Genomic DNA, 26,200 nt, shown 5'->3' on the forward strand with positions numbered 1-26,200 from the left:
ACCCCAGGAGGAACCTTCTGATGAGGCTACTATTGCTTTCAACTCCCGAAAATCCCTCCTGTCGTCGGGATGACAAAAAACTGACCTATAGTTAACTAACGCCCATTCATAATTTACGGTAGTTAAGCCTTGTCAACCAGTATGTACTATTTCTTACAACCCTGTACCGCCTGCCGGAAGGCTTCGCGAACCTGCAAACCCGTTGAAATGTCGTTACCGAAGAATTGAACGGCGTTGACGTAGTTGGATGGACTTCCATTCTTGAACGCCTTGATCGTTTTCTCTTTGCTTCTGGTCATCAGCTGCACATAGGCTTCGTCGCCGGACGTAACAAGCTCTACCGCCGACGGATCGATTTCACCTAAGCTGAATTCGAATTGCTCGTCTACGGTCTTTTTGCCGTCGCTTGTGCTTTGCGTCACCTTGATGGCACAACCGCCCGCCTTTTCCAGCTTTTGAGTAATGGTTTTACGGCCGGCCTGCACGGGTATCAACTTCTGCGATACGTATTCGAGCTTTGCTTCGGTACTACCACCCGGCACGGTCAGTTTGCGGCTATCCCGGCATTGCGGGATCATCTTTTCCAGTTGCCCCGGCAGGTACCGGATCGCTTCGATATCATCCGTCTGAATTTCCAGTTCGCCAACGTAGCTTTGTTTTTCGCCGTTGCGCCAGACTTCTATGTACTTCTGTTTGTTAGGCATGGCCAGTTCGAGCGTGAACGCCTTACCCGATGCACTCAGCTTGGTTGCCTTCTCGTTCAGATCTCCCCAGAAGAAGCGGTACTCCGTTGTCTTCCCCGATTCGGCAACCGTAAACACGCTCTGGCAACCCGGCTTTAACGACTGCTCAACGCCACCCATGGGTTTCAAGGCCGCAACCAGTCGCTGCTGCGTATCGTCGGCGGAGCGGTAGGCGGGAGCCATATCTTTCTGCTTCTGCTGAGCCAGGGGCAATAGCTTTTGCAAAACCATGCTGCCTTCGCGGGCTTTTTCCAGATCCGCGAAATAGAACCGGACGACGCGGTCGTTGCCCGGTTTTCCACCTTCCGAATGCCGGATGAAGTTTTCCCGGTTACGGGTAGTGGCTTCAATACATATCCATTTCCCTTTCACGTCGAGCTTCACACCCGACGGATCAAGGTCGCCTACATTGAGGTCTGTGGTCTCATCGACTACTTTTTTGCCGGTATTCTGCTGTTGCGTGACCCGAACCTTCAACGGGTTTGCTCCATCAGTAAGCGTTACGGTCTGCCGATACGTTTCGTCACTGCTGGTGGCATCGACCACGTTTTTGCGCAGCCAATCCGTTAACGCAGGCAATGAACTGCCAATGTTCAGGCGGCTCTCAAGAAGTTTCTTTGCCGAGGCTGGGGTGCTCCGTAACGCTTCAGTCAGGGCCCGCGCGTTATCAATATTTTCCGCATACAGCGTCAACGTATTGTTAAACCGCAGCTGGCTGTTTTCCTTCACGCGGACGAAGTCGTTCCCGTTAACGGTTTTAAGCGTAATCGGCATCAAATCTTTCCGGGTGTCATACTTCACCGAGTTCGGGTCTACATCGGCCAGATTAAGCTCGTAAATATATTCCGTCGATTTTCCTTTCTTGTCGGTTTCGGTCACCTCGAAGGTTACCAGATACGGTTGATTACCAGCGGTCTTTAGCTGTTGTTTATATTCTTTATCGGCTGCTTTAACCGGCTTTAACTGAGCCGCCACCTCGCGGAGCGAACCGCTCAAATCTCCGGTCGACTGGCCGAAAGCCGTCGACCCAACCGCCCAGCTGAGCGCGAGCAAAAGAACGTATTTAGTCTGCATTACAATGGATGTATTTGTTGGCTGTGAATGATGTAAAGCGCAAAAAAATAGAGAAAGCCGCTTACCAGACGTATCCATTAGAGTAATCGGTCATCAATGTTCGTGATCGTTACGTCCGACGGGCGACGGCGGGGTTTTGGACCGGTCGTAACTGCTGGTTACGACTTTATGCGTAACATTGCGGTGCTTTTGCTTCTTATGAAAATCTTGTACGACCATCAGGCTTTTACAGGTGCGCGATTTGGGGGGGTGGCCCGGTATTTTTACGATCTGATTGTATCGCTTCGCAAGAAAGGCGTCGACACAACGCTCTCCGTTCGCTTCTCTAATAACGATTACCTGCTGAACAGCAGGCAGTTCCATACGTATCCCTTCCAGTATTTTCTGGGCTACATGTACACCAGCATGTTGTTTTCCCAGGTGAATCGCCTGTTGAGTTCAATTCAGTTGATCCGGAAGGATTACGACGTGTTTCACCCGACGTTTTTCCACAGCTACTTTCTGAAGTTCATTGGCAACAAGCCCTTTGTGCTAACGTATCACGATGTGATCAAAGAAAAACTGGGCGACGCGTACGGGCATCTGGACAATGCGTCGAAGGCGCAGAAGCAGGAACTGCTCGACCGGTCGGCCCATGTGATTGCGGTCTCCGAAAATACCAAGAAAGACCTGGTTGAGGTGTTTACCATTGATCCGGACAAGATAACGGTGGTTCATCATGCCACGAACTTCCGGACCTTAAGCGTACCCGATACGTTTCAGATTCAGGCTCCCGAAACGTATCTGCTGTACGTAGGCATGCGGGGTACATATAAGAACTTCGGTTTCTTTCTGAAAGCCGTCGCGCCAATCTTAAAGAAATCTCCGGGCATCCGGTTGGTTTGCGCCGGTGGTGGCGACTTCAGTGATGCCGAAAAGCTGTTGATCGGTAGCCTCGACCTCACTGATCAGGTAGTTCATTTTGCCATCAACGACTTTATCTTGTTTCGCCTGTACGAACACGCCCTTGCGTTTGTGTATCCGTCGCTCTACGAAGGGTTTGGCATTCCCATTCTGGAAGCGTTTGCTGCGGGTTGCCCGGTTGTGCTGAGTAACACATCCTGTTTCCCCGAAGTGGCCCAGGATGCCGCCCTTTACTTCGACCCAACATCGGAAGTGAGTATTCAACAGCAGATTGAGCGGGTTATTATCGACGATACGTTGCGGCAATCGTTACGGCAAAAGGGGTACGAACGGCAGCAGGCCTTCTCTCCCGAGAACGTAGTTAGTCAAACGCTGGACGTATACCGGCGCGTAGTTTCATAGATATGGCGAGGAAAATACTTTTGTTCGATACGATCATCAATGGTCACCACGCCGATTACCTGACGCATCTGATTCACTACTGGCTTCACTATCGAATCAAAGGTGAACTGATCGTGGTCACGCAGGCCTCGTTTGAACCGGCCTTTCAGCAACTGCTGGCACAGGACCCCGCTCAGACAACGGTACGGTTCATTAGCATTCCACCGGAAGACATTGCCCGTGTTCATCAGTCGTCGGTATTACGTCGCTCCTTCAACGAGTGGAATTTGTTGCTGGACTACATCCGTGAACACACGCCAACGCACGCGTTGATGATGTATTCAGATATTTTTCAACTGGCGCTCTGGTGTGGTCGAAAATCGCCTTGCCCCGTGTCGGGTATTTACTTTCGACCCGATTTTCATTACCCCGCTCCGCCCGGCTTGAAAGCCCGTCTGAACATGGTCCGTAAGAAAGTAACGCTTCAGGGCGCACTGGACCGGGGTGTATTAAAGAATTTGTTCTGCCTCGACCATTCGGCGGTACCCGCCCTGCGCGCGATGACCCCCAGCGTAACGGTGGTTCCCCTACCCGACCCGGTCAAGTCGTACCCCATCGACCCGGCAGAAGTGGCTCAGCTACGTCTTGAGTTAGGCATTGACCCCGCCCGTAAAGTCTTTCTCTTATTTGGTACACTTGAAGATCGGAAAGGCATCGAACCGCTGCTCGAATCGCTTAAACAGCTCAATCCATCGGTGCATTCACGCGTATGTGTGCTGCTGGTCGGCGCCATCAAACCCGATTATCAGCAACAGATCGAACACCTTATTACGGAGGTAGCCCCGACCATACAGATCAGTTGTGTTTTCCGGGATACGCGCGGCAAACAGATTCAGCTTTATTTCGAGCTGGCCGATTACGCCCTGGCTTTATACCAACGTCATACGGGTATGGCGTCCGTGATTATTCGGGCGGCTGTTTCGGGTAAGCCGCTGCTGTCGTCCGACTATGGCTACATGGGTCAGTTGGTGCAGCAGGAGCAGTTAGGAGCAGTGGTTGATTCCACTTCGCCCATAGCCATCAGCCAGTTGCTGGAGCAGGCCGTCAGGCAGGGCATTTCGTATTCGAAAGAGAACCTGCAAACGGTAGCCAGCCAGAACTCCGACGTAGCGTTCGCCGAAACGATTTTCACCCACCTTTGACCTTACAAACCGTCGATGGTGAATACGTCCAGCGTCGTCTTGCGGAAGTTGCGGACGCGGGCGAATACGGCGGTTCCGTTGCTGGAGCCTTTCGAGTCGGTATTGCCTTCGATGGTTTCCACCACATCGCCCTCGATTTTGGTAATGAATCCGGTATGGTACCAGTCGGGGGCTTTGGGATAACGTAACACAAATACGTCGCCGGGCTGCATCCGGGCCGGGTTCTTTTGAACCACAGCGTTGTCAATCAACCTGCCATTCTGCTGACCACTCAGGGCCAGTACATCGCAGCTTAACGTCTGCGGCATAATGACCGTAAACGAACGGTCATGCGCAGACGCCACCTGATCTAAAACAGTTTGCACGAAGCCAGCGCACCATTTAAACGGCGATCCGTCTAAGCCATCGCAGTAACTACGTACCCAGGGACCCAGATTCTGCGCATCGGTGGTCTGAAGTTCCGTAGCCCGTTGCCGCAGGTGCAGCCGGGCTACCTGCACCACCGCCCGCCGAACATCGGGAATCGACGCGACCGTCTGGAAAGCCGTGGCCAGCGGTTTGCTTAAGTGCGCAAATAAATCGGGCGTAACCACACCCGTTCGGGGCAGGTCGACGGCCTCCTCAAAATTACACACGGCCCGTTTTGTTGCCGGGCCAAACTGACCGTCTACATTTGTCGTCAGGCTTACATCGGGAAAACGTAACGCGTTGAGCGAAAGCCACTCCTGAACGCGTTTGACTTCAGCACCATGGCTTCCCTGTTCAAGCGTATCGGTCAGTACCAGTTCTTTTTGAAAGGCTGTTTTAAGCATCTCAATAACAAATTAATACGTAGTTGACTTGGTGAGGCCCGGAGCAACTGGGCATCCTGCACATTCGGGCGTTAAAGATACGCCGTTGCGCTGTTCCGATTAAGAAAGGGCTAGTAATCGGTCAATGAGTTGATTTCCGGTCACTGTCAGGTCTGTTCACACCTAATCGTCGGCATCACTGGCGTCTTTATTCAGCGACGAAGAAAAAGCCCATAGCAGGTCGGCAAAGATAGTGCAGAACAGGAATGGGTTATGTTACCAACCTGTTAAGTCATCCCTCAGATTCTGGCATCATCCGCCGAAGTTAATCACCTCAGCAACACACGGTCGTCTTCGCCAATAGCTCAGTTCATTGGCCCAGTTTTTCATTATCCTGCGCTTCATTTGTGTTACGTTATCTTCCCTGATGGCTGTTTTTGCAGGCCGATAGTACCTAGCAGTGTAGCGACGTCTTCGCGTGTCGGGATGGCACTGTTTTCCGCTTTTTTTTGTATTTTTGATAGGTATATACCCGTAGTAAAATGACCATCGCCGACCAGTCGCCAGTTGATTATCTTAAACGCTATTATGGATACGACCGCTTCCGTCCCATGCAGGAAGACATCATCCGGTCCATTCTGAGCGGACGGGATACGCTGGTGCTGATGCCTACAGGAGGTGGCAAGTCAGTATGCTTTCAGATTCCGGCGTTGATGCTGCCGGGTATTACCATTGTGGTTTCGCCCCTGATCGCCCTGATGAAAGACCAGGTTGGTGCTTTGCACATGAATGGTATTCAGGCGGCTTTCTACAACAGCACGCAAACCAGTCGGCAGCAGCGCGATATCGAAGCCGACTGCCTCAGCGGCAAGCTTAAACTGCTGTACGTATCGCCCGAAAAACTGCTGACCGAGTCCTTTTTTGCGTTTCTGAAGCGCGTGACCATTTCGCTCTTCGCCATTGACGAAGCGCACTGTATCTCATCCTGGGGGCACGATTTCCGGCCAGAGTATACCCAGTTACACGTATTGAAAGAGCATTTTCCGCAGGTACCCACGGTCGCCCTAACAGCAACGGCCGATAAGCTTACCCGTCAGGACATTGGCCAGCGGCTGGGCATGAACGACCCGGCCATCTTTATCTCGTCGTTTAACCGGACTAACCTTAGTCTTCAGGTCTTACCCGGCCAGAACCGCATTCAGCAAATTATCCGGCTCCTGCAACGCAAGCCCGATACGTCGGGTATTATTTATTGCCTAAGCCGGAAATCGACGGAATCACTGGCGGCAAAGCTTCAGGAAAAGGGATTTAGCGCGGCCTTCTACCACGCCAAGATGGACCCCGACGATCGGGCGCGTACGCAGGAAGCGTTTTTGCGCGACGACGTTCGGATCATGTGCGCGACCATTGCCTTCGGCATGGGCATCGATAAGTCGAACGTGCGCTGGGTGATTCATTACAACATGCCTAAAAACATCGAAAGCTTTTACCAGGAGATTGGTCGGGCGGGGCGTGATGGAGCCGATGCGCAGACGGTATTGTTCTACAGCTTTGCCGACGTAGCGACGTACAAGGAAATGCTGGCCGAGAATAGTCCGGCAAACCTGGGCCTGCAACTGGCCAAGCTGGAGCGGATGCAGCAGTATGCTGATGCCCACACCTGCCGTCGCCAGATTCTGCTGTCCTATTTTTCAGAGGAGTTAGCGGAACCCTGTGGCAACTGCGACGTTTGTCGCGACCCGCGCGTTACGTTCGACGGTACCATTCTGGCTCAGAAAGCGCTCTCGGCTATCGTGCGGACGGGCGAACGCGTACCGATGAACCTGCTGATCGACATTCTGCGTGGTTCCCGCAGCCAGGCGGTGCTACAGGGTGGTTACGATCAGGTAAAAACGTATGGCGCTGGCCGCGACCTTCGCTTTGAAGACTGGCGGAATTATCTGCATCAGCTTATCAACATTGGCGTGGTTGAGGTTGGCTATGACCAGCACTACGCCCTGCGTCGGGGTATACTGGCGGACCAGGTGCTTTATGGAGGCCGTAAAATTGATCTGGTACGTCCCGACGATGCGCCGAAACCGGTGGTTGAGAAACCGAAGACCAAAACCGAAACCAACCGCGACGATTTGTTCGAGCGGCTTCGTGCCCTCCGCAAAGAACTGGCCGACGAGCAGAACGTACCACCCTACGTTATTTTCACCGACACCACGCTGGAAGACATGGCGCGGCAGCGGCCAACCACGCCCGATGCATTACGTAACGTAAGCGGGGTTGGCGAACGCAAGCTGCAGTTGTTCGGCAGGCGGTTTCTGGATGCGATTGTCGGCCACGTAAAGGGCCGGGTTCAGGCAGGCGAAAAACCCAAAGGAGCAACCCAGCTGATTACCCTCGATCTGTATAATCGAGGCCTCACGATCGATGAAATTGCCGCCGAACGGCAGCTCACGGCAGGCTCCATTGCAGGTCATCTGGTGCAGTTGGCGAAGGCAGGCTACGACCTGGATTTAACCTCCCTTGTCGACCCGTTTGACCGTCGGCAAATCGAGCAGGCGATTGACATCGTCGGCCTCGAAGAAGGTCGGCTCAAGCCCATTTTCGACCACCTGGAAGGGCGGTACGACTACGCCAAAATAACCCTGGTTGTGGGGCTGATGGGCAGATAAAATCCTACTTTTCGCTGGGCCGTTGGATAATTCTTAGAACGGCGGTTTTGTAGTCAGCAGATAATCAGCTATATTCGTAGAGTCATGTATGGCAAGCCCGCTACGTTAGTACGGGCTTTGTCGTCTCTATGTACCACAACAAATACCGTTATTTTGATAAGAGAAGTAGGTTTTTCATTGCTTATGGCCGCCATTAAACCGGCCTTTGGCTTAGCCACAATCGGGGCGGATACGAGTCGAAATCTTCAGTCGCCAGACGGCTTAAATAACCCTTCGCTGTTGGTTGTTGATTCCTCCAAACGAGTATTTCCAATTTATTTTTGCGGGGAAGAAGTTCCGGTCGACGAACCCCGTGTTTCGCGTCGATGGGTACAAACGCTGCGGACGTACGGCGCTCAGCCCGAATGTTTATTTGACCTCCGCCGTCGGGCCTCGACGTTCTTTCCTATCATCGACCCGATTCTTCGGAAGTATAAGATTCCCCGTGATTTCCGATTCATGCCGCTGGCTGAGAGTGCGCTGGTCAACGACTGTGTATCCCCCAAAGGTGCATCGGGTTACTGGCAGTTGATGCCCGGCACCGCCCGGGAGTTGGGCTTAACCGTAAATGGCAAAGTCGACGAACGTTATAATCTCCAGAAAGCAACGGTGGCCGTCTGTCGGTATCTGCACCAACTCTATGCTGAATTAGGTTCGTGGACGCTGGTAGCCGCTGCCTATAACGGCGGTATTACGCACGTGCAGAATCGGATGGTGCAGCAAGGGCAGAAAAATTACTACCGGCTCAAGCTGCACCGCGAAACAAGTCACTACCTGTTCCGGATTCTGGCGTACAAGGAGCTGCTCAGTAATCCGCGGCAGTATTCGTTGCTGCTCCGTAACTCCACGATTGCGCAGTTGACCAAGCCACTGCCGAGCTGGACCAAGCCACTGGCATTGTCGAAGAAAATCAAGGATTCGCCGACTGTAGAACTCGTTGACGAAGACTACAACGACCCAACCTGGGGTCCCCGGCCAAATACCGCCTTGACGAAAGCCCCGTCGGACACGCAGCAATTTATTGCGATGGCTTCCAGATCACCGGAGTCTTCCTCGGCTACGCGGAACGCGGGCCTGGAAAAACAAGGCGATCAACTACCCATCAAGAAACTGATGATGGGGCTGATGGTGCTTCGATTCCGTCGCCCCCGATTTTTGCAGTTAAACAAAGGGGAAGGAACTCGTCCGCTGCACTTCTGGGACTGGCTTTAATTGACATTCAGTACGTAACGCAAAAGGTTGCTCTAATCAGGGCGACCTTTTTGTGTGACGTAGCGATGGCCAAGCGACAAAAAAATAACTATAGTATTGTGTTACTATAGACTATATAACCCGTCAAAGTAAGGTACCCATACGTAACTAGTACGTGCCTGTTTGATGAATTTGCTTGCTTCCTGTACGTTGATAACCAGTCTGGTCTTAACGAGTCAGTTCAACCGGATTTCGGGCTTGACGGAGTCTACGCTGCCGTCTACCGACCCCGGACTGATCAAAGCGCTGCCTCCTGTGTATTTCTGTGGTGAGTCAGTGCCTATACACGAAGAAGTTGTTGCGCGTCGGCTGGTATCGGCTTTAGTGCAGAACACCAATCAGAACCAGGCTCTGTTCCGGATCAGGCAGCGGGCGGCCTCGTTCTTTCCCATTATCGAGCCGATTCTGGCCCGGCATCATATTCCCCTCGATTTTAAGTACCTACCATTGGTCGAAAGTGCGCTTCGGGGGTTCGCCGTGTCGCCGAAAGGGGCGGTTGGTTACTGGCAGTTCATGCCCGCTACCGCCCGCGAACTGGGATTGACGATTCGGCCGGGATACGACGAGCGCCACAACCTTATCAAGTCGACGAACGCGGCCTGCCGTTACTTAAACTATCTGCACGATCAACTGGGCTCCTGGACCCTGGCTGCTGCGGCTTACAACAACGGCATTGGTGCTTTACTGGGCAATATCCGGAAGCAACAGCAGCGCGATTACTATTACCTCCGCCTGAATGCTGAAACCGGAAAATACCTGTATCGGATACTGGCTTTTAAAGAGCTATTCTCGAATTACCAAAGCTACCCACACATTATTCCCGACCCGATGATGGCGTACCTGAGTGAACCGCTTTATCCAGGTTCCGAAACCGGTCAGGATATTTTAATTCCGGAGCTGCTTGTAGACGACGCTACGCAGGCAGCGGTAGATACGCCCATTCCAGAAAGCGCTACCCATGCAGCCGGACGAACGATGGATATTCCGCTGCCCAACGCGGCCGACGTTTTCAGGGGTGGTATCAGGGCGCGTCTGAGCGAAACCGCCGATTTACGACGTGGTCAAACCTGGGTGTTTCACCTGACCCGGCACGGCCTCGCCGATGGTATTGAAGTAGAGGAAGGCGACCTGCTGTATGCGGTAGTTGAAGATATAGATCCGAAAACGAACAAACTGTACTTACGCGCCGACAAACTGTATTCGACTCAGGACAAGTACACGTATAAGCTGACCCTGACGGCCGTTGATGCCTCGACCGGCCGCATCGGCATCAACCTGCCTGATGTCGATCAGCTCAAATCCGGCTGGATTCTTACGTGGAAAGCACTCTAGTATTGCTTGTGAAGCGGACTTAGCGGCAGTGTCGTCTATTTCCTGTTTCCTAACTCGTCCGCATCCACCCGAACTAAACCCAGGGCAGGCTTCGTTGTCTATGGGCTGAACTAATGCTAACTGTTTTGACAAAAGCCATTCAATACGTAGTCCCGCTGATTTTAAGTATTTTACTGAGTAGTCAAGTCGGCTGGACGCAAAAGAAAACGGCTGCGCATTCGGGTAAACCGGTGCGGTCCGTAGCTAAGTTACAGCCCCCGCGGCTTCGTCCGGAGCGACTGCATTTCTGCGGTGAACTGGTACCGACCGAACAAGGTGACGTATCGGCTAAACTGGCCCTCGCCCTGGCCAGCAGTTCGGGCTATATTCAGCATGTACAGGCATTACGGGCGCGTTCAGCTCCGTATTTCGCGGTGATCGAGCCCATCCTGAGCAAACATGCGATTCCGAACGACTTCAAATATCTGCCATTAATTGAAAGCGCCTGGCACGCCAGTGCCGTTTCGTCGGCGGGTGCTGTAGGCTACTGGCAGTTTATGGACGATACGGCGCAGGATATGGGCCTGTCAATTACGCCCGGCAATGACGAACGGACGGATCTGAAGAAGTCCACCGAAGCAGCCTGCAAATACCTGAAGTTTCTGTACCGCAAACTGGGTTCCTGGACGCTCGTGGCCGCGGCTTATAACGGGGGCGTTGGCATGGTGCAGCGGAAAATCACCCGAGTTGGTCACCGCGACTACTACGCCATGACGATGAACGCCGAAACCGGCTATTATCTGTACCGGATTCTTGCCATGAAAGAGTTGTTTACGAACCCCTCCTATAGTCTTGGCAACGGTGCGTTACTGGCGTCTTCGGTCAATGCCTACGAACTTGAGCGGCAACAGGCCCGGCGGATGGGCTGGCTTCAGGATGAAGAGCCCGATCCGGTAGGTATCCCCATTGGCCAGTTGGTGGATGAGCCATCCGGTATCGTCCGCAGCGAAGCCAGGGTCATGGATAGCCTGTTGACGGAGCTGCTCAAGCAGCAGCCGACCACGGCGCCCGTGTTCGTGGGCGACGTAAGTGCTAAACTCCTCCGCGCGGGTCAGCTCAAACTAGGGCAAAGCTGGGCCTTTACGCTGACCGAAGATGTACAGATTGGGGAAGACGCCTTGAAAGTAGGCGACGTGCTGTATGCTGTTGTGGATGATATTGACGCGCGAGGTACGGTGTTTTTTCGGGCAACAAAAGCCATTTCGGCGGAAACCAGATCGACCATTTCCCTCACCCTAATGGCCATGAATCCGGCAACGGGGCTGGCTGGCGTTCCCCAGCCTAAACAAATCAAACCAGGCTGGCTCGTCCAGTGGAAGCTCTAATTATCGCCAGCCCTCCGGCTCCATAACGGGCACTGGACCATATGTATCCCGGCAATCATACAGTGGTACGATCTGACTGGCAATAAACCCATACACGGCTGAGCCGGTTGTTTCGACGGCTGGATTGCGAAACCGCTTCCGGGTAATAGACGTAACGGCAAAATACCCCCTGGCCCGGTCAGTAGGAACATCGGCATTCACTACGTTGCCCGTTACGGGAGCAGGTAAAGGATCAAAGATGCTACCCGTACGGGCGTTCTGCTGCTGATACAGCTTCCAGAACTGATAGTTACTTTGGGTCATGCTGTACTGCTGCACCTCTACCAGTTGGGGCCCTACAGCATAAACCGGCAACTGAAAAACAGCCTTATTGCGTATTGGATTGCCGTTGATCGCTTCATCACTATAAATGTTGATCGCATCGGTCGACTCGGTTATCCAGCAGCGATCCAGGCAAATCGATGGGCATCCCAGGCAGCAGGGCACCCCCGTTGAGCGCCGGGTTGTTACGCCAAAGGCCGTCCAGCGGTAGTAATTTTTCTCGGCAGCCGGGTCCTGCGTCGTAATGGCATAACTGTATCGAAAGGGTGTAATGATATTCTCAACCCGAACTAAGCGACCTGAGATGCTATCGATAGCCGGTACAATGGGCATCCGCTCCGGCTTGGTAACGTAGCGTTTGCCATCAGTCAGCACAACACTCAGGCTGTACGAACGCCCTACCTGCCCCCGAAATGTCGAATCGGCTGTTTGGTAAACGCCCGGCCCCGTTGCCACAAACCGGGTTGAACGGCCCTGATCATCGGCTAGGCTAACCTGGGCTCCGAACACAAACTGATCGGCGGAATTTTGTCCTTCGCTCCCGCTGTACTTCCCGGTATAGGTAAGTTTGACCGTATAGGGCGGAGCTTCGTTGGTGATCTGGCCTTCAACCACCAATCGTGGCTCTTCGGTCCGAACCGGCAACTGCACCTGATCAATGCAGCTTATGAGCGCCGTTAACGCAAGTATAAAGACAATGAACCGGGTCATGGTCAGAAATAAAAATTGTAAGCAATTGATGGAATCAACGTACCAAAGACCGATAACCGGTATGACTCAGTCCGCTGATTGTAGCGCGTAAAATAGACGGAGTATGGATTCTTGTGGGCATACAGGTTATAGATGCCGATCGTCCAGATACCGTACCGTTTCTGCGCTTTGGTAAATCGGGTGTCTTTTGAAAACGCTACGTCCAGCCGGTGGTAATCCGGAATCCGGTCCGCGTTACGCCGGGAGTAGTCCAGTACCGGTTCACCCGAGTAGGTGTACTGACCATCAGGATACGTAGCAGGTACGCCGGTATAATACACAAAGTTGGTGGAGAACGACCAGTTGTGCGACATGGCCCAGCGAGCCTGAAGATTCAGCGTATGCGGCCGGTCGATATACGATGGATAATAGTCACCGCCGTTTATCCGAAGCTCGTCGAACGGCGTCTGCACGGCAATCAGCGAACGGGCATAAGTGTAGTTTAACTGACCCGTCAGCCGGCCTTTGTTGCTGCTGATACCAAATTCCACCCCGTAGGCCCGGCCAGACGCGGGCAGCAAGGCCGTTTCGAGTCTGGGATTCAGGATCAGATTGGCTCCGTATCGATAGTCGATCTGGTTCTGAAGTCGTTTGTAATACCCTTCTATACTTAGCTCAATGGCGTTATTATTGAGGTTTTGAAACAACCCCAGCGAAACCTGATCGGCAATTTGGGGCGGTACGTAGCGATCGCTTAATTTCCAGAAGTCGAGGGGCGTAATGGCGGTGGTATTGGAGATCAGATTTACGTACTGGCGCGTGCGGCCAATACTGGCTTTGATGGCCGAGTTTCGGGCCACCTGAATACGTAACGCCACGCGCGGTTCCAGCCCGCCGTAGTTCTGAATTGCCTGCCCTCTGCCATATCCCACGGAATCGACCACCGTTTCGGGCGAACGCGGTACGTTCTCCGCGTATCGATAGATCGTCTGCGGCCCCAGAAAAGAGAACATCGAGTACCGTAAGCCGGCCATGAGTGAGATCCGGGGGGTTAGATCCCATTCGGCGTTCACATAGGCTCCCAGTTCGCGGCCTGACTCGGGGTCGATACGTTGCCGATTGATACTTGAATTTTCTCCCGTCGGCATTACGTCGCCGGTCTGAATTCGATACAGAATGCCGTTGATTCCAGCCTGCACTTTTGCTTTCTGATTGACGGTATAATAGACATCGGCCTTACCTTCGCGCTGCTCGATAAACGATGCAAACCGAAAGGTTAAGCCCGGCGTCACCCCGTCTACGTTCAGGTGATAGCCACTGTAAAGCGCCGTTAGGTTAAGCTGTAGATTTGGGCGGATCAAGTAACTCCAGCGCCCCGTCAGCACATCAGAATGCCACCCGTACAACGTATCGCCCGGAAAGCGAAAGTTATCCTGACTCCGATAGGCCGAAACAGCAATGGTATTCCGTTCATCGGGCGTGTAGGTGAGCTTGACGTTACCGTCGTAGAAAGACGCGCGGCTATTTTTTACGCTGGCTACCGGAAACGACCGAAGCAGATAATTCGGGAACGCAAACCGTCCGCCCGCTACCAGCGTCAGTTTTTTTGAGATCGGTCCGTCAACCACGGCCCGGACACTGACCGGGCTCAGTCCGCCCGACACGCGCCACCCCTCTTTGTTTCCGTTCCGAGTACTCATCAACAAGAGCGACGACACACGCCCGCCGTACTGCGCCGAAAACGCACCTTTGTTTAAGCTGACATCCTGAACCAGATCCGGGTTGATATTGGTGTAAAAGCCGAGCAGGTGCGACGTATTGAACAGCGGAGCCCCATCTACTAACACCAGGTTCTGGTCGGCCCGTCCGCCCCGCACGTTGAAACCTCCGGCCCCCTCCCCCGCTGTAGTAACCCCCGCCTGAAGCGCCAGCGCCTTCAGAATATCGGGTTCACCCAGTACCACCGGCATTCGCTTCAATTCGGGCATACTCAGTTGAATCTGCCCCATCTGAACGGTTTTAATGTTTTTGTCCTCGCGCGTAGCCCGGACATCCACTTCCTCCAGATCGGTTGACCGGGGCTGTAAGAAGTACTCGACACGTTTGTTGAAATCAAGCACAATCGTTTCGCGGCCACGTATATAGCCAACCGCTGAAATATATACAGTAAGGGCACCCGGCGCATGATTCAGCGTAATGACGCCTGCACTGTCAGCCTGCGCCCCCGCTCGGGTTTCGCCAACCAGCAGGCTGGCTCCGGGAACAGGTTTTTTGGTGACGCCGTCACGCACCACGACAGTCATGCGCAACCGCTGCTGGGCCCGGACCGACGTCGGACCAACGAGAAGCAAGAAGATACAGGCAAGAAGACACCGAAAGATCATACCGTTGGCTAACGAGACAGCCAGAAAGCGACCCGTAGGATACGAAAAAGGTTGCAACAGCGACAAACTACTTAGCCAACGCTTTTCGATACGTATCAATAGCCCGCTGCCGGGCAAAGGTGTGTTCGACAACGGGTTGTACGTAGTCTAGCCCGTTAAATTCAGGCACCCATTTTCGAATGTATTCCCCCTGCGGATCAAACTTCTGCGCCTGTAGCGCCGGATTGAACACGCGAAAATAAGGCGCTGCATCAGTACCGGACCCGGCCGCCCACTGCCAGCCGCCGTTGTTCGCGGCCAGATCATAATCGCGCAGTTTTCGGGCGAAATAGGCTTCACCCCAGCGCCAGTCAATGAGCAGGTGCTTTACGCAGAAACTGGCCGTTACCATCCGGACCCGGTTGTGCATCCAGCCCGTTGCGTTTAACTGTCGCATTCCGGCATCGACCAACGGGTAGCCCGTTCGTCCGGTGCACCAGCGTTCAAATTCCGCTTCGTTGTTTCGCCACTGAATGTTGTCGTATGCACGCCGGAACGAGTGTTTCTCGACGTGCGGAAAATGATCCAGAACCTGAAAGTAAAAGTCTCGCCAGGCCAGTTCTTTCAAAAACGTGGGGCTGGTCTCCTGCGCCTGCCGGGCCAGATCGCGGATGCTGATGGTGCCAAACCGCAGATGAATGCCCAGTTCACTCGTGCCGGTTTGCGCCGGGAAATCCCGCATTTTTTGATAGGCCCGCAGGAGTTCAGCCGAAACGGTCGGCTTCGGAAAAGCTTCCCCAACGGGTTGAAAATTCATTTCCTCCAGCCTAGGAATGTGGTCTTCGGGCTGAGTTTTATAAAAGTTGGTAAAGTAGTTCTCCGTCGGGTACGATTTAAGATAGAACTCCCCCAAACTGCCCGCCAGTTTACTCAACCAATTGTTGCTGTAGGGCGTAAAAACAGTATACGGTGAACCGCTGCCGCTTACCACTTCCTCGCGGTCTAAAATCGTTTGGTCTTTACTGACGTAAAAGCCAATGCCTCGCTCTTCCAACATAGTACACACAACGGCGTCACGCTCTTTGGCGTATACTTCATAGTCGTAGTTTGTGTATACATCGGCAATGTTGTACTCTTCGGTCAATTGCTTTAGGACGTCGATGGGACGACCGTAACGGGCTACAATTCCCGACCCTATCTTCGCCAGGTCACTATGCAGCTTATGAATTTCGGTATGGATAAACTCCACGCGCCGGTCCTGACGGTCTTCCAGCGTATCCAGAATCAGGCGGTCGAAAATAAAAACGACAAGCACGGGCCTGCCACTTCGGAGTGCGTAATACAAAGCGGCATTGTCGTGCAGGCGCAGGTCACGCCGGAGCCATACAATGGACAGCGGTTCAGTCATGTTTAGACAGTGGGTTATTAGTCGGTGGCCTAACGAGGGGTTCAACCCAAATGTTTGGGCATAAAAAAGTCGTCCGTAAGCAGGATCACGAACGACTCATCATTAAGAATATACCTATTGGGGCTGAAAATGCAGCCGAACCGTATGCCGTTCGCCTGGTACGTATTCGCTGGCATCACTTTCGTAGCCGACCAGTTTCCTGCCCGTTAACTGCTGAATTAAAGCCGTATTGATTTGTTCGTTCTGGCTAAAGACCTCCAGTTGGCAAAGCTCGTTGTCGGCATTGACCCGAAACCGAATGACTATCACACCGGCTCTACTGGCTGGCCGGAGTGCATCCGGAAAGGATACGTACCTGGCGAGCTGCTGTGCCAAAGTAGCTTTAGCGGCTTTGGGTTTACGCGCTTTTATCGACGTAGCGTCGGCTTGCGTCGACAGGAAGCCGACCAGCGTAAGAAGAAAAAAGAATTTTCTCATGGACTTAGGTTGTCGTAAAGCTGAACAATGCCCAGTTGTCTACATAACTCGTTTAGGTTATAAGAACTGTTGGTATTGTAATAATACGTCAATGTTAAGTAAATGTTAACAAATCGACCTATTATTTTTTGGAGCCAAAGTTTACCAATCCCAATTCTAAAACAAAATTCCCTATTGAGTACGATTTCCTACTGATAATCAACAGAATATATTAAAAAAGCCGCCTTAGTGAAAGGCGGCTTTTTCGAATAAACCGAATGGCAATATTACGCAAATGTTAAGCGGCTGCTTTAGTTCGTCAGTACCCGCAGTTCGATTCGGGAAGGATATGCCTTGTCGTGGTATAGACGTATAGTTGCTTTCTGAAAGTCGGCAGCGTCAGCTTTACCAATGTTTATGAATTTTTGTGGGTTTCGGTCAACCAGCGGAAACCAGGAGCTTTGTAGCTGTACCATCAGCCGATGACCTTTCCGGAAAGTATGCATTACATCGGGCAACTGGAAAGCAACCGAGGTTACTACGTTGGGCTTAAACGGCTCGGGTTTAACAAACGAGTCGCGAAACTTGCCCCGTAACACTTCGGCCCGCACCAGCCGTTGATAGCCCGTCGATTGATTCTCCTGGTTTGCGCTATCGGGAAGCACATCAATCACTTTCACGATGAAATCAGCATCCGTACCGGTTGTTGATGCAAAAAAAGTCGCGTTGATCGGGCCAGCCACCATCAGGTCTTCCGCCAACGGCTCGCTTTCGTACGTGACTACATCTGGACGCTTAGCCGCAAACCGCTGGTCCTCGATCATATACTGATTGTTTCGCCGGGCATGAACACCGTTGGTATACGGCACGGGGTTGGCCGGATCACTGACGTATTCATCGAACGAATTGGCGACCTGGGAAGGTGTCAGGCCCAACTGGCGATTGGGAGCCAGATAAAATGAACGTGACTGAGCCGCTTTGGGTGGCCAGGCATCAAACGATTTCCAGGCGTTGGTACCTGTATCGAACACCGACGCTTCGGCCGTATTGAACTGCCCTTTGTCTTTCAGGTGAAACGCGAAAAATGCCGACTCAAACTGATCGCGGTAATACTTGGCCGTGTTCTGACCGAACATAAGCGGCCCAAACTGGCTCCAGTCCGGTCGCGCCCACGCTCCGTGCGTCCAGGGGCCCATAACCAGTTGATTCCGGTTACCCGTTGATTGCTTTTCAATCGACTCATAGGTACGTAACGCTCCGAATAAATCTTCGGCATCGAACCAACCGCCAACCACGAGCGTCGCGGGTTTGCTGTTTTTCAGATGTGGACGAATGTTTCGGCTTTGCCAATACGCATCATACGTATCGTGCTGAAGGTATTCATTCCAGATTTTGGCCCGGCCTGGATTGGCTCTGTTGTTGAAATACGTTGCCCCATTCGCATTTTTGACGGGACCTAAATCCAGAAAAAACTGGTACGCATCGGTTGGACTCCAGCTAAAGAGTTGATTATAGCTTTCAACCGGTCCGGACCGTGGGGCGTCGAAGTAGTTCATGAACGAGAAGTTATCCAGTAAAAAGAACGCGCCGTTGTGGCGGGCGTCATCGCCAATAAACTCGTCCGTTACCGGAGCCTGGGGCGATACCGCTTTCAGAGCCGGGTGAGCATCGGGCAAGGCCGCCGAAGCATAGAACCCCGGATAGGAAATCCCCATCATCCCAACGCGACCGTTATTAGCCGGTATATTTTTCAGCAGCCACTCGATGGTATCATATGTATCGGTACTTTCGTCAACGGGGCCAACCGGTCGCATGTTACCAATGTATTTTGCGGTTCGACTGGTGTCGGGTATACCGGTAAAGATGATTCTCTTTGTATGCCGCTTTTTTAAGCTCTCCTTCGGCTCGTATACCACGCTTTTGTTCGGCGTCATTTCTTCAAAATTTCCTTCGCTCATATACCGACCGCGCACATCCTGATACACGAAGATGTATTTCTCCTGCGACAGTTCCCGGCTCATGCCCGGTCCGGTTTTTGGGTATTTATCCTCACCATAGGGCTCGGCGGAATACGGCGTTCGCTCCATCAGGATCGGGTACCGGTTGGTTGTACTGCCATCGGTCGGTACGTAGATGACCGTATAAAGCTTTGTACCATCGCGCATGGGTATCCGGCGATCCATTTTTACGTAGTTCTGACGGACAAACAGCGAATCGGCACCGGACTGCGCATAGCTAGACAAAGCCGCTGCCAACAGAGTTAGGGTTAGCAGCCGCCTTCTGATAGTCAACATGAATAAGTGGTTAAATGACTTTGAGTGATGTTAACGAAGTAAGTATACGCAATCTACTTAAACGGGCAAAAACGGGCGCGACGGAACTGCGTACTGCTGCTTTGCCGAGACCGATACTAGCTCACGTTCGGGGTAACGTAACGCAGTCAGCCTTCCGCCAAACGCACAGCCCGTATCAATGTCAATGGTGTTGTTCAGCCAGACTGGGTTAGCAAGGGGTGTATGTCCGTATACAATCGCGGTTCTGCCTTTATACTCAGCGGCCCAGTTCAGGCGAACCGGCAAGCCAAACGCGTCCGTTTGCCCGTTGGTCGCACCAAAGAGACAAAAGGCCCGGACCACCTCGCCACTACGTCCGTGCAGCTCTTCCCGCAGCCCGGCATGGGCAACCAGCAGTCGCCCTCCGTCTAGCCGGACGTAGTACGGAAGACTTTCCAGAAAAGACCGGATCTGATCACGCACGGCGCGGGGCTGTTCCTCAACCTGGGCTACGGTTTCGGCTAAGCCATTCGTAAGTGACACCCGGTTTCCCCGCAAATACCGTCTGAGTTTATCGTCATGATTACCCGATACACACAAGGCCTTTCCTTCTTTCACCAACTGCATCACGAGCGTCAACACGCCAACTGAATTAGGGCCCCGATCCACTAAATCACCCACAAAAACAAGCTTTCGGTTGCCCGGATGCGTGAAGCCAGTTGAATCATAGCCTAATTTCAGCAGTAATTCGATTAACTCGTCATAGCAGCCGTGCACATCGCCGATAATATCGAACGGGCCGATCTCTTCCTGATGGATATCGCTCTGCGTGATTCGTTTCATAACGACGCTATTCATCTCTTCCGGTGAGTTCAACGTATGTACCGCCAGAAACCCCTCATCCAGTACGCTTTCCTGTGTATGCTGAAGATTAGTCAACTGGTGCAGAATAACCGATTCATCAAAGTCCCGGTCGGCCCGCCAGCGGTGCCGGTCCATTAACACCGACTCGGGCAAGTCGAACACCAGTGCAACGGCCGGCAGTCCGTAGCGTCTGGCCATATCGAGATAATCGCTGCGGTCAATTGCCTTTAGGTTTGTCGCGTCGACTACGGTAAGCAGCCCCCGTTTCAGCCTTTTTTCTATAATCAGATGAACCAGCTCAAACGCATCCCGGGTCGCCCGCTGGTCGTTCTCATCGTCGGCGACAACCGAACGGTAGTGATCCGATGACACAATCTCCGTCGGCTTAAAATGCACCCCCGCGAACGTAGATTTGCCCGAGCTGCTGACACCAATCAGCAACACAAGCGCACGTTCGGGTAGGGTAATGATCATGACAATCTGCCGTTCGGAAATACGTGGGTTCAACAACTTACTAATACAACACTAAACCGGGGCAAGTTGCTTAGGACAAATCAAGATTACGCCCCCAACGCATGAGTACATACGGTGTAATTAGCTTATTCGCAGCTTGCCTGACAGGGCTTATCACGCAGGAAGCCCTCACTGATCGATCAGTAAGGGCTTCCGCTGTAAAGTCTTTTAATGGCTAAACCGTTTCCAGCTCCCGCTCCGATTTGCGCGAACGTGGCCGATCGTGAACGTGCAAACGAAGCAGAATCCGTTCTTTAATGCGCATCCAGCGTTCATACAGCTTGGATTCCTTCAGAAAATTCCATTTATCTTCTTTTTGCTCTTTCTTGTGCTCTTCGGGATCGTACAGCATACCCGTGCACAGGCAGTGCTTGCGGTTTGTGCGGGTCAGAATATCGAAATTGGCGCAGGTTTGGCAGCCTTTCCAGAACGCATCGTCCCCCGGCAACTCGTTCAGCGTAACGGGTTGATAACCCAGGTCAGAGTTGATTTTCATCACCGCCAGACTCGTGGTAATCCCAATGATTTTAGCATCCGGAAATCGTTTGCGCGACAACTCAAACGCCTTGGCTTTGATGCGCGTGGCGATGCCGCTTTTCCGGTGTTCAGGATGAACGATAAGGCCGGAATTGGCCACAAATTTACCGTGTTCCCACGTCTCGATGTAACAAAAGCCGACCCAGTCACCTGACATTGTCGTGGCGACAATCGCTTTTCCTTCGAGCATTTTTTCCATCACATAAATGGGTGATCGCTTGGCAATGCCGGTTCCCCGAGCCTTGGCGCTTTCTTCCATTTCATGGCAGATGGTTTCGGCCAACCGCAAGTGGTTCTCACTGGCGACCTGCACTATATATTGATCGTTGACTACTTCGGGCGTTATCATCGTCGTTAATTGGCGGATTAGTCCGCATACGGAGACGTTGTGATCCGTTCAGATTGTTAAGGTGAATAAATAAAAACGTGTCGGAAAAAGTTTACCGCATAGGCAAACAAAAAGAGGTAGTCCTTTCGGACCTAAACCGAAATGGCGTAGTATGGAAGAAGGTCGGTATGTAAACGAGCTTTGCCATCGGTTGTGCGCTGAAAACGCGGACAATGTTCGATAAATTATCCGGGTCTTGCAATAGAATAACGGATTTTTTGTAGGATAGTTCGGGAGCGGTAAAACATATTAATTGATCAACTTGTCTTACTGGCCTGGTCACGAATCCGAATTATCGGACGAGGGGCTGCCGAACCCATGTTAACCGCCCTCCCTTCGCCATCTTATCCGTTGACGCTCAGCGAAAGTCGCCCGTTACGATACGGAGTCTTTCTGTATCTCTACATCATGCAGGGGGTTCCGGCCGGATTCTATACCACCGCGTTGACAAATTATTTTACGGCCGAAGGTGTAAAACCGGACGTAGTCGGGTCGTTTATCGCCATCATCGGTATACCCTGGGCGTTTCAGTTTGTCTGGGGGCCCGTTATCGATCGGTTTCAGAACTCGCCGATGGGTCGCCGAAAACCGTGGGTAGTTGGGTCGCAGCTCATGACCGTCCTGGCCTCACTGACCATTTTATTAGTGGACGACCCGATCCGGCAAATTTCGTTGCTGGGCTGGCTGTTCCTGATTCGCAGCCTGTTTGCCGCTATTCAGGATGCCAGCGTTGACGCCATGGCCATTACGGTTATTCCCGAAACAGAACGGGGTCGGGTTAATGCCTTTATGCGGTGCGGCTTCCTGATCGGCTACGGGGGCGGAGCCGCCATTTTTGCCCAGATTCTGCGGCAATATGATTTTCAGACGGCCGCCTTAATACAAATCCTTTGTTTGTTAACGGGGGCTATCCTAATGGCTTTCATCCGCGAAAGGCCTGAAAATCGGCTGCTGCCTGCGTTCCAGTCGTCAGATTCGCACGATACTTCACCCGATCGTTCCCGTCCGAATCCATACAAAGCCACAACCACCGGCGCGTCGGGAACTGAGTACCCACCCGCCTGGCTGACTAACCAGCTGCCCAACCCTGGTTTTCGATGGCTGTTTACAGAGCTTTTCCGAGGCTTGTTCGCTCGTCATAGCCTATTGTTATTTGGCTCGATCATCCTGGCTTATACGAGCGTCTCTTTGTTCGTACGAGCTTACAACTTTCATCTCATCCGCAAGCTTGGCTGGCATGATACGGACCTGTCTGTGTTAACAGGTACGTACGGTATGCTGCTGGCGGCTGGTGTTTCCTTACTGGGTGGGTACATCGCGGATCGGATCGGACCGCGTCGACTGCTGGTGATTATGTTAGTGCTTGTTGCCAGCTACCTGATCGGGTTCAACCTGATCGCCAATTTGTGGGCACGGCGCGACGTAGCGCAAACAGGTCTGGTCGCGCTGTATTTTATGGACCCCAGTATCAGTGTGGCAGCCATGCCGGTGCTGATGGCCATATGCCGGAAAGGGGTTGAAGGGTCACAGTTTACTACGTATATGGCCTTCGTGAACCTGTGCGACATCGCCGGCACGTACCTTTCCGGCGAAGCGCTGACCTTATTCTCGGCCCCAACGATTGGCTTGTTTTCGGGAGCTATGGCCGGATGCGCCGTACTCGTCATCTTCTTCGCATTACGTCACTACCGACGGATTGGCGAACGACTTGTATCGGAAGGAGGTTGATCGACAGATATGGTCAAATTGCCAGCGGCTGCGTAGCTTGCGGCACGACCGTATCTGTTATGTCAGTCCGCAACAACCTTTATCGTGTCCTCGAAACGTCGGCAGGAAAACGCCGGGGCGCAAGCCTGATATTTAACGTACTTCTCATTACGATTATCACGCTTAATGCATTTGCCATTGTTCTGCACACGGTCCCCGAATATGACCAGCACTATTCTGGCCTATTTTCTTCGTTCGAGCTATTTTCGGTTATTTTCTTCACCATCGAATACGTGCTGCGCCTGTGGGTATGCGTCGAGAAGGAAAGGTATCGGCATTGGCTCTGGGGCCGATTGCGGTACATGCTCTCGGCTTCGGCCATCGTTGATCTGCTAGCCATCTTTCCCTTTTATTTCTCGCTGTTTGCCACCGATCTGGCCATCGTACGTATTCTACGGCTGTTCCGAATCTTCCGTCTCTTCCGCATCTCGCGGTATTCCCACGCCTTCCGGCTAATCCGGAACGTAGTATCCGACAAAAAAGAGGAGCTGATCCTAAGCATGGTGTTTGTCATCTTCATGCTCATCATTGTATCGAGCGTGATGTATTACGTCGAACATCCGGCCCAACCCGACAAGTTTGCCAGTATTCCGGCAACCATGTGGTGGGGTATCAGCGCCATGACGACAGTCGGCTACGGCGATATTCATCCCATCACGCCGTTGGGTAAGCTCCTGGGCGGTATGGCGGCCATTATGGGGATTGGTCTTTTCGCGCTCCCAACCGGTATTCTGGTTTCTGGCTTTACCGAGCAAATCCGGAATCAGAAAGAACCGGTTCAGCGCCTATGTCCGCACTGTGGAAAGGAGATTTAAGGAGCAGGTAAAACGCCAAAAGCCACTATCACTTACAATCAACTAACCGTCAACTATTTGCAGGCCCAGTCTCATTTACACCACCTATTCCACTCACCTATTCTGTTTGATTTCCTCCCCCCTGCGTGCTAACTTGCAGTATGGAAAATTTCGTGGTCTCGGCCCGCAAGTACCGTCCGGCAACCTTTGATACGGTCGTTGGGCAGGAGCATATTACAACTACGCTTAAGAACGCGATCAAGACCAATCACTTAGCGTCGGCGTTTCTTTTCTGCGGACCGCGCGGAGTTGGCAAAACCACCTGCGCCCGAATTTTAGCCAAGACCATCAATTGCCAGAACCTGACTCCCGAGGGCGAAGCCTGCGACCACTGTGAGTCGTGCGTGAGCTTTAATCAGAACGCGTCCTTCAATATCCATGAGCTTGATGCGGCTTCGAACAACTCGGTCGAAGACATTCGTAACCTCATCGACCAGGTTCGGTATCCGCCCCAGTCGGGTAAGTACAAGATTTATATTATTGACGAGGTACACATGCTCTCGTCGGCGGCTTTTAATGCCTTCCTGAAAACGCTGGAAGAGCCTCCCTCCTACGCCATTTTCATTCTGGCGACAACGGAGAAGCACAAAATCCTGCCGACGATTCTGTCGCGCTGTCAGATCTTCGATTTTAACCGCATTCAACCCCAGCATATTGCCGGTCACCTGGCGAAGATAGCCGAAAAAGAAGGCATTGAAGCCGAATCAGAAGCCCTCGATCTGATTGCCCAGAAAGCGGATGGCGGCCTGCGCGATGCGTTGTCGATGTTCGATTTGAACGTAACGTTTGCCGCCGATCGGGTGATTCGCTACAAGGAGGTGCTGGACAATCTGCACATTCTTGATTATGATTATTACTTCAAACTGACGGATCAGGCCTTGGCGGGTAACCTTCCTCAATGCCTGCTGACGATCGATGAAATATTACGTAAAGGCTTCGATGGTCACCAGTTTGTGGTTGGGCTGTGCCGCCATTTCCGGGATTTGCTGGTCGGTAAAGATGCCGCGACGGTTCAGTTGCTACAGGTAACCGAAAATGTTCGTCGGCAGTACCTCGATCAGTCGGCACGCGCGCCCATGTCGTTCCTGCTGTCGGCGTTAAGCCTCGGTGGCCAGTGCGATATGAATTATAAACAGGCTAAAGATCAGCGGCTGCACATCGAACTGTGGCTGATGAAGCTGGCCAACCTGCGCAACGTACTGGACTGGAGTAGCTACCCCGATCGCGCCGACGCCCTAATCGCGGCCCCTGGTAGTGGCTCCCGAAACGGAGAGCATGCTGCCACGGATTCGTTGGTAGACGAAAAAAAAAACGGCCGACCGACACACGACGAGCCGAAAACCAATGGATCAGCGCCTAACGGATCGTCAGGCAGCAACGGCCATTCCGTAGTTGAGCAGCACCCCATTACCAGCGAGCCGACCAATGGATATCTGCCAACGCCCCCCGTCAACGGATCTGCCACAAATGGCGCTGGGTATGCGACTCAGGCCACTCCCGTAGCGCAGGCAAGTGTAGCCACGGCGAAACCGCAGACGGCCCCACCGGCTCGTCCGGCCACAAGTCGGCTCCGGCCTACCGTATCGCTGACCGCTACGCCCGTTCAGGCGACAGCCGCCGAAGAAGTTGTGGCAACCGCTCCGACACGCCCTGACAAACCGTTCATTTTCGAACAGTTACAGGCTGCCTGGTCAGCGTTTGCCAGGATTCGGCAGCAGCAGAATGATTCGGCTAGTGAGCAGCTGATTCTGAACCGCGACATTGTGCTCGACGGCACCACCATTCGCATTACCCTCGACAACACGCTCCAGGTTGGGTACTTAACCGAAGTAAAACCTGAACTACTCGGCTACCTGCGCTCGCAGCTGCAAAACAGCCAGATACAGATTGAGCACGAGGTTCGGCTACAGGAAGTAAAAAAGATGATTTATAGTCCGCAGGACAAGTATAACTACCTCGCCGAAAAGAATCCGGCGCTGCACGAGCTACGTAAAGCGCTGAACCTGGAAGTCGACTATTAATC

18 protein-coding genes are annotated in these 26,200 nt (G+C 52.7%); 9 read left to right on the plus strand and 9 right to left on the minus strand.

The features are described 5' to 3' along the window. Positions 1-146: 146 nt before the first annotated feature. Positions 147-1,817 carry a hypothetical protein gene (locus tag ACYVBJ_RS03145; RefSeq protein WP_460980847.1) on the minus strand — a complete coding sequence of 557 codons (1,671 nt, stop codon included), beginning with the start codon at positions 1,815-1,817 and terminating at the stop codon, positions 147-149. A 96-nt stretch (positions 1,818-1,913) separates the two neighbouring features. On the opposite strand from ACYVBJ_RS03145, the gene ACYVBJ_RS03150 reads away from it, so the two are divergent. Continuing rightward, positions 1,914-3,122, plus strand: coding sequence for a glycosyltransferase family 4 protein (locus ACYVBJ_RS03150; protein WP_460980848.1), 1,209 nt, complete (start codon positions 1,914-1,916; stop codon positions 3,120-3,122). Positions 3,123-3,124: 2 nt separating this feature from the next. Next, the gene (locus tag ACYVBJ_RS03155; protein WP_460980849.1) at positions 3,125-4,303 is read left to right on the plus strand and encodes a glycosyltransferase; all 1,179 of its coding nucleotides are present in this window, start codon (positions 3,125-3,127) and stop codon (positions 4,301-4,303) included. A 2-nt stretch (positions 4,304-4,305) separates the two neighbouring features. On the opposite strand, the gene ACYVBJ_RS03160 is transcribed toward ACYVBJ_RS03155, so the two are convergent. Beyond that, positions 4,306-5,115 carry a peptidoglycan-binding protein gene (locus tag ACYVBJ_RS03160; RefSeq protein ID WP_460980850.1) on the minus strand — a complete coding sequence of 270 codons (810 nt, stop codon included), beginning with the start codon at positions 5,113-5,115 and terminating at the stop codon, positions 4,306-4,308. A gap of 521 nt (positions 5,116-5,636) precedes the next feature. On the opposite strand from ACYVBJ_RS03160, the gene recQ reads away from it, so the two are divergent. The 4 genes from recQ to ACYVBJ_RS03180 all read left to right on the plus strand — a co-directional run bounded on the left by recQ (position 5,637) and on the right by ACYVBJ_RS03180 (position 11,743). Continuing rightward, positions 5,637-7,757 carry a DNA helicase RecQ gene (recQ, locus tag ACYVBJ_RS03165; protein WP_460980851.1) on the plus strand — a complete coding sequence of 707 codons (2,121 nt, stop codon included), beginning with the start codon at positions 5,637-5,639 and terminating at the stop codon, positions 7,755-7,757. Between the two features lie 183 nt (positions 7,758-7,940). Then, positions 7,941-9,008: a lytic transglycosylase domain-containing protein gene (locus tag ACYVBJ_RS03170; protein WP_460980852.1), complete on the plus strand. Its 1,068-nt coding sequence runs from the start codon at positions 7,941-7,943 to the stop codon at positions 9,006-9,008. A gap of 165 nt (positions 9,009-9,173) precedes the next feature. Continuing rightward, on the plus strand, positions 9,174-10,379 hold the full coding sequence (locus ACYVBJ_RS03175) for a lytic transglycosylase domain-containing protein (RefSeq protein WP_460980853.1): 1,206 nt from the start codon (positions 9,174-9,176) through the stop codon (positions 10,377-10,379). A gap of 125 nt (positions 10,380-10,504) precedes the next feature. Continuing rightward, positions 10,505-11,743, plus strand: a complete 1,239-nt coding sequence (locus tag ACYVBJ_RS03180) for a lytic transglycosylase domain-containing protein (RefSeq protein WP_460980854.1) — start codon at positions 10,505-10,507, stop codon at positions 11,741-11,743. Here ACYVBJ_RS03180 and ACYVBJ_RS03185 read toward each other — a convergent pair whose 3' ends face one another. The 7 genes from ACYVBJ_RS03185 to ACYVBJ_RS03215 form a co-directional block, all read right to left on the minus strand. Beyond that, a complete protein-coding gene (locus ACYVBJ_RS03185) occupies positions 11,744-12,775 on the minus strand; it encodes a DUF4249 domain-containing protein (RefSeq protein WP_460980855.1) in 1,032 nt (343 codons plus the stop codon). 2 nt (positions 12,776-12,777) lie between these two features. Then, positions 12,778-15,105, minus strand: a complete 2,328-nt coding sequence (locus tag ACYVBJ_RS03190; RefSeq protein WP_460980856.1) for a TonB-dependent receptor — start codon at positions 15,103-15,105, stop codon at positions 12,778-12,780. A 100-nt stretch (positions 15,106-15,205) separates the two neighbouring features. Continuing rightward, positions 15,206-16,525 (minus strand): cryptochrome/photolyase family protein, encoded by a 1,320-nt coding sequence (locus ACYVBJ_RS03195; protein WP_460980857.1) that lies wholly within the window; start codon positions 16,523-16,525, stop codon positions 15,206-15,208. A 114-nt stretch (positions 16,526-16,639) separates the two neighbouring features. Next, positions 16,640-17,002 (minus strand): hypothetical protein, encoded by a 363-nt coding sequence (locus tag ACYVBJ_RS03200; RefSeq protein WP_460980858.1) that lies wholly within the window; start codon positions 17,000-17,002, stop codon positions 16,640-16,642. A 290-nt stretch (positions 17,003-17,292) separates the two neighbouring features. Beyond that, positions 17,293-19,275 (minus strand): CocE/NonD family hydrolase, encoded by a 1,983-nt coding sequence (locus tag ACYVBJ_RS03205; protein WP_460980859.1) that lies wholly within the window; start codon positions 19,273-19,275, stop codon positions 17,293-17,295. A 57-nt stretch (positions 19,276-19,332) separates the two neighbouring features. Then, positions 19,333-20,592, minus strand: a complete 1,260-nt coding sequence (locus ACYVBJ_RS03210; protein ID WP_460980860.1) for an AAA family ATPase — start codon at positions 20,590-20,592, stop codon at positions 19,333-19,335. Between the two features lie 214 nt (positions 20,593-20,806). Continuing rightward, entirely contained in the window at positions 20,807-21,517 is a 711-nt protein-coding gene (locus ACYVBJ_RS03215) for a GNAT family N-acetyltransferase (RefSeq protein WP_460974497.1), read from the minus strand. 357 nt (positions 21,518-21,874) lie between these two features. On the opposite strand from ACYVBJ_RS03215, the gene ACYVBJ_RS03220 reads away from it, so the two are divergent. From ACYVBJ_RS03220 to ACYVBJ_RS03230, 3 genes are all read left to right on the plus strand, one after another. Continuing rightward, the gene (locus ACYVBJ_RS03220; RefSeq protein WP_460980861.1) at positions 21,875-23,284 is read left to right on the plus strand and encodes an MFS transporter; all 1,410 of its coding nucleotides are present in this window, start codon (positions 21,875-21,877) and stop codon (positions 23,282-23,284) included. A 59-nt stretch (positions 23,285-23,343) separates the two neighbouring features. After that, on the plus strand, positions 23,344-24,138 hold the full coding sequence (locus ACYVBJ_RS03225; protein ID WP_460980862.1) for an ion transporter: 795 nt from the start codon (positions 23,344-23,346) through the stop codon (positions 24,136-24,138). A gap of 140 nt (positions 24,139-24,278) precedes the next feature. After that, a complete protein-coding gene (locus tag ACYVBJ_RS03230) occupies positions 24,279-26,198 on the plus strand; it encodes a DNA polymerase III subunit gamma/tau (RefSeq protein ID WP_460980863.1) in 1,920 nt (639 codons plus the stop codon). The last annotated feature ends 2 nt before the right edge of the window (positions 26,199-26,200 follow it).

It is taken from the genome of Spirosoma fluminis (assembly GCF_054778895.1).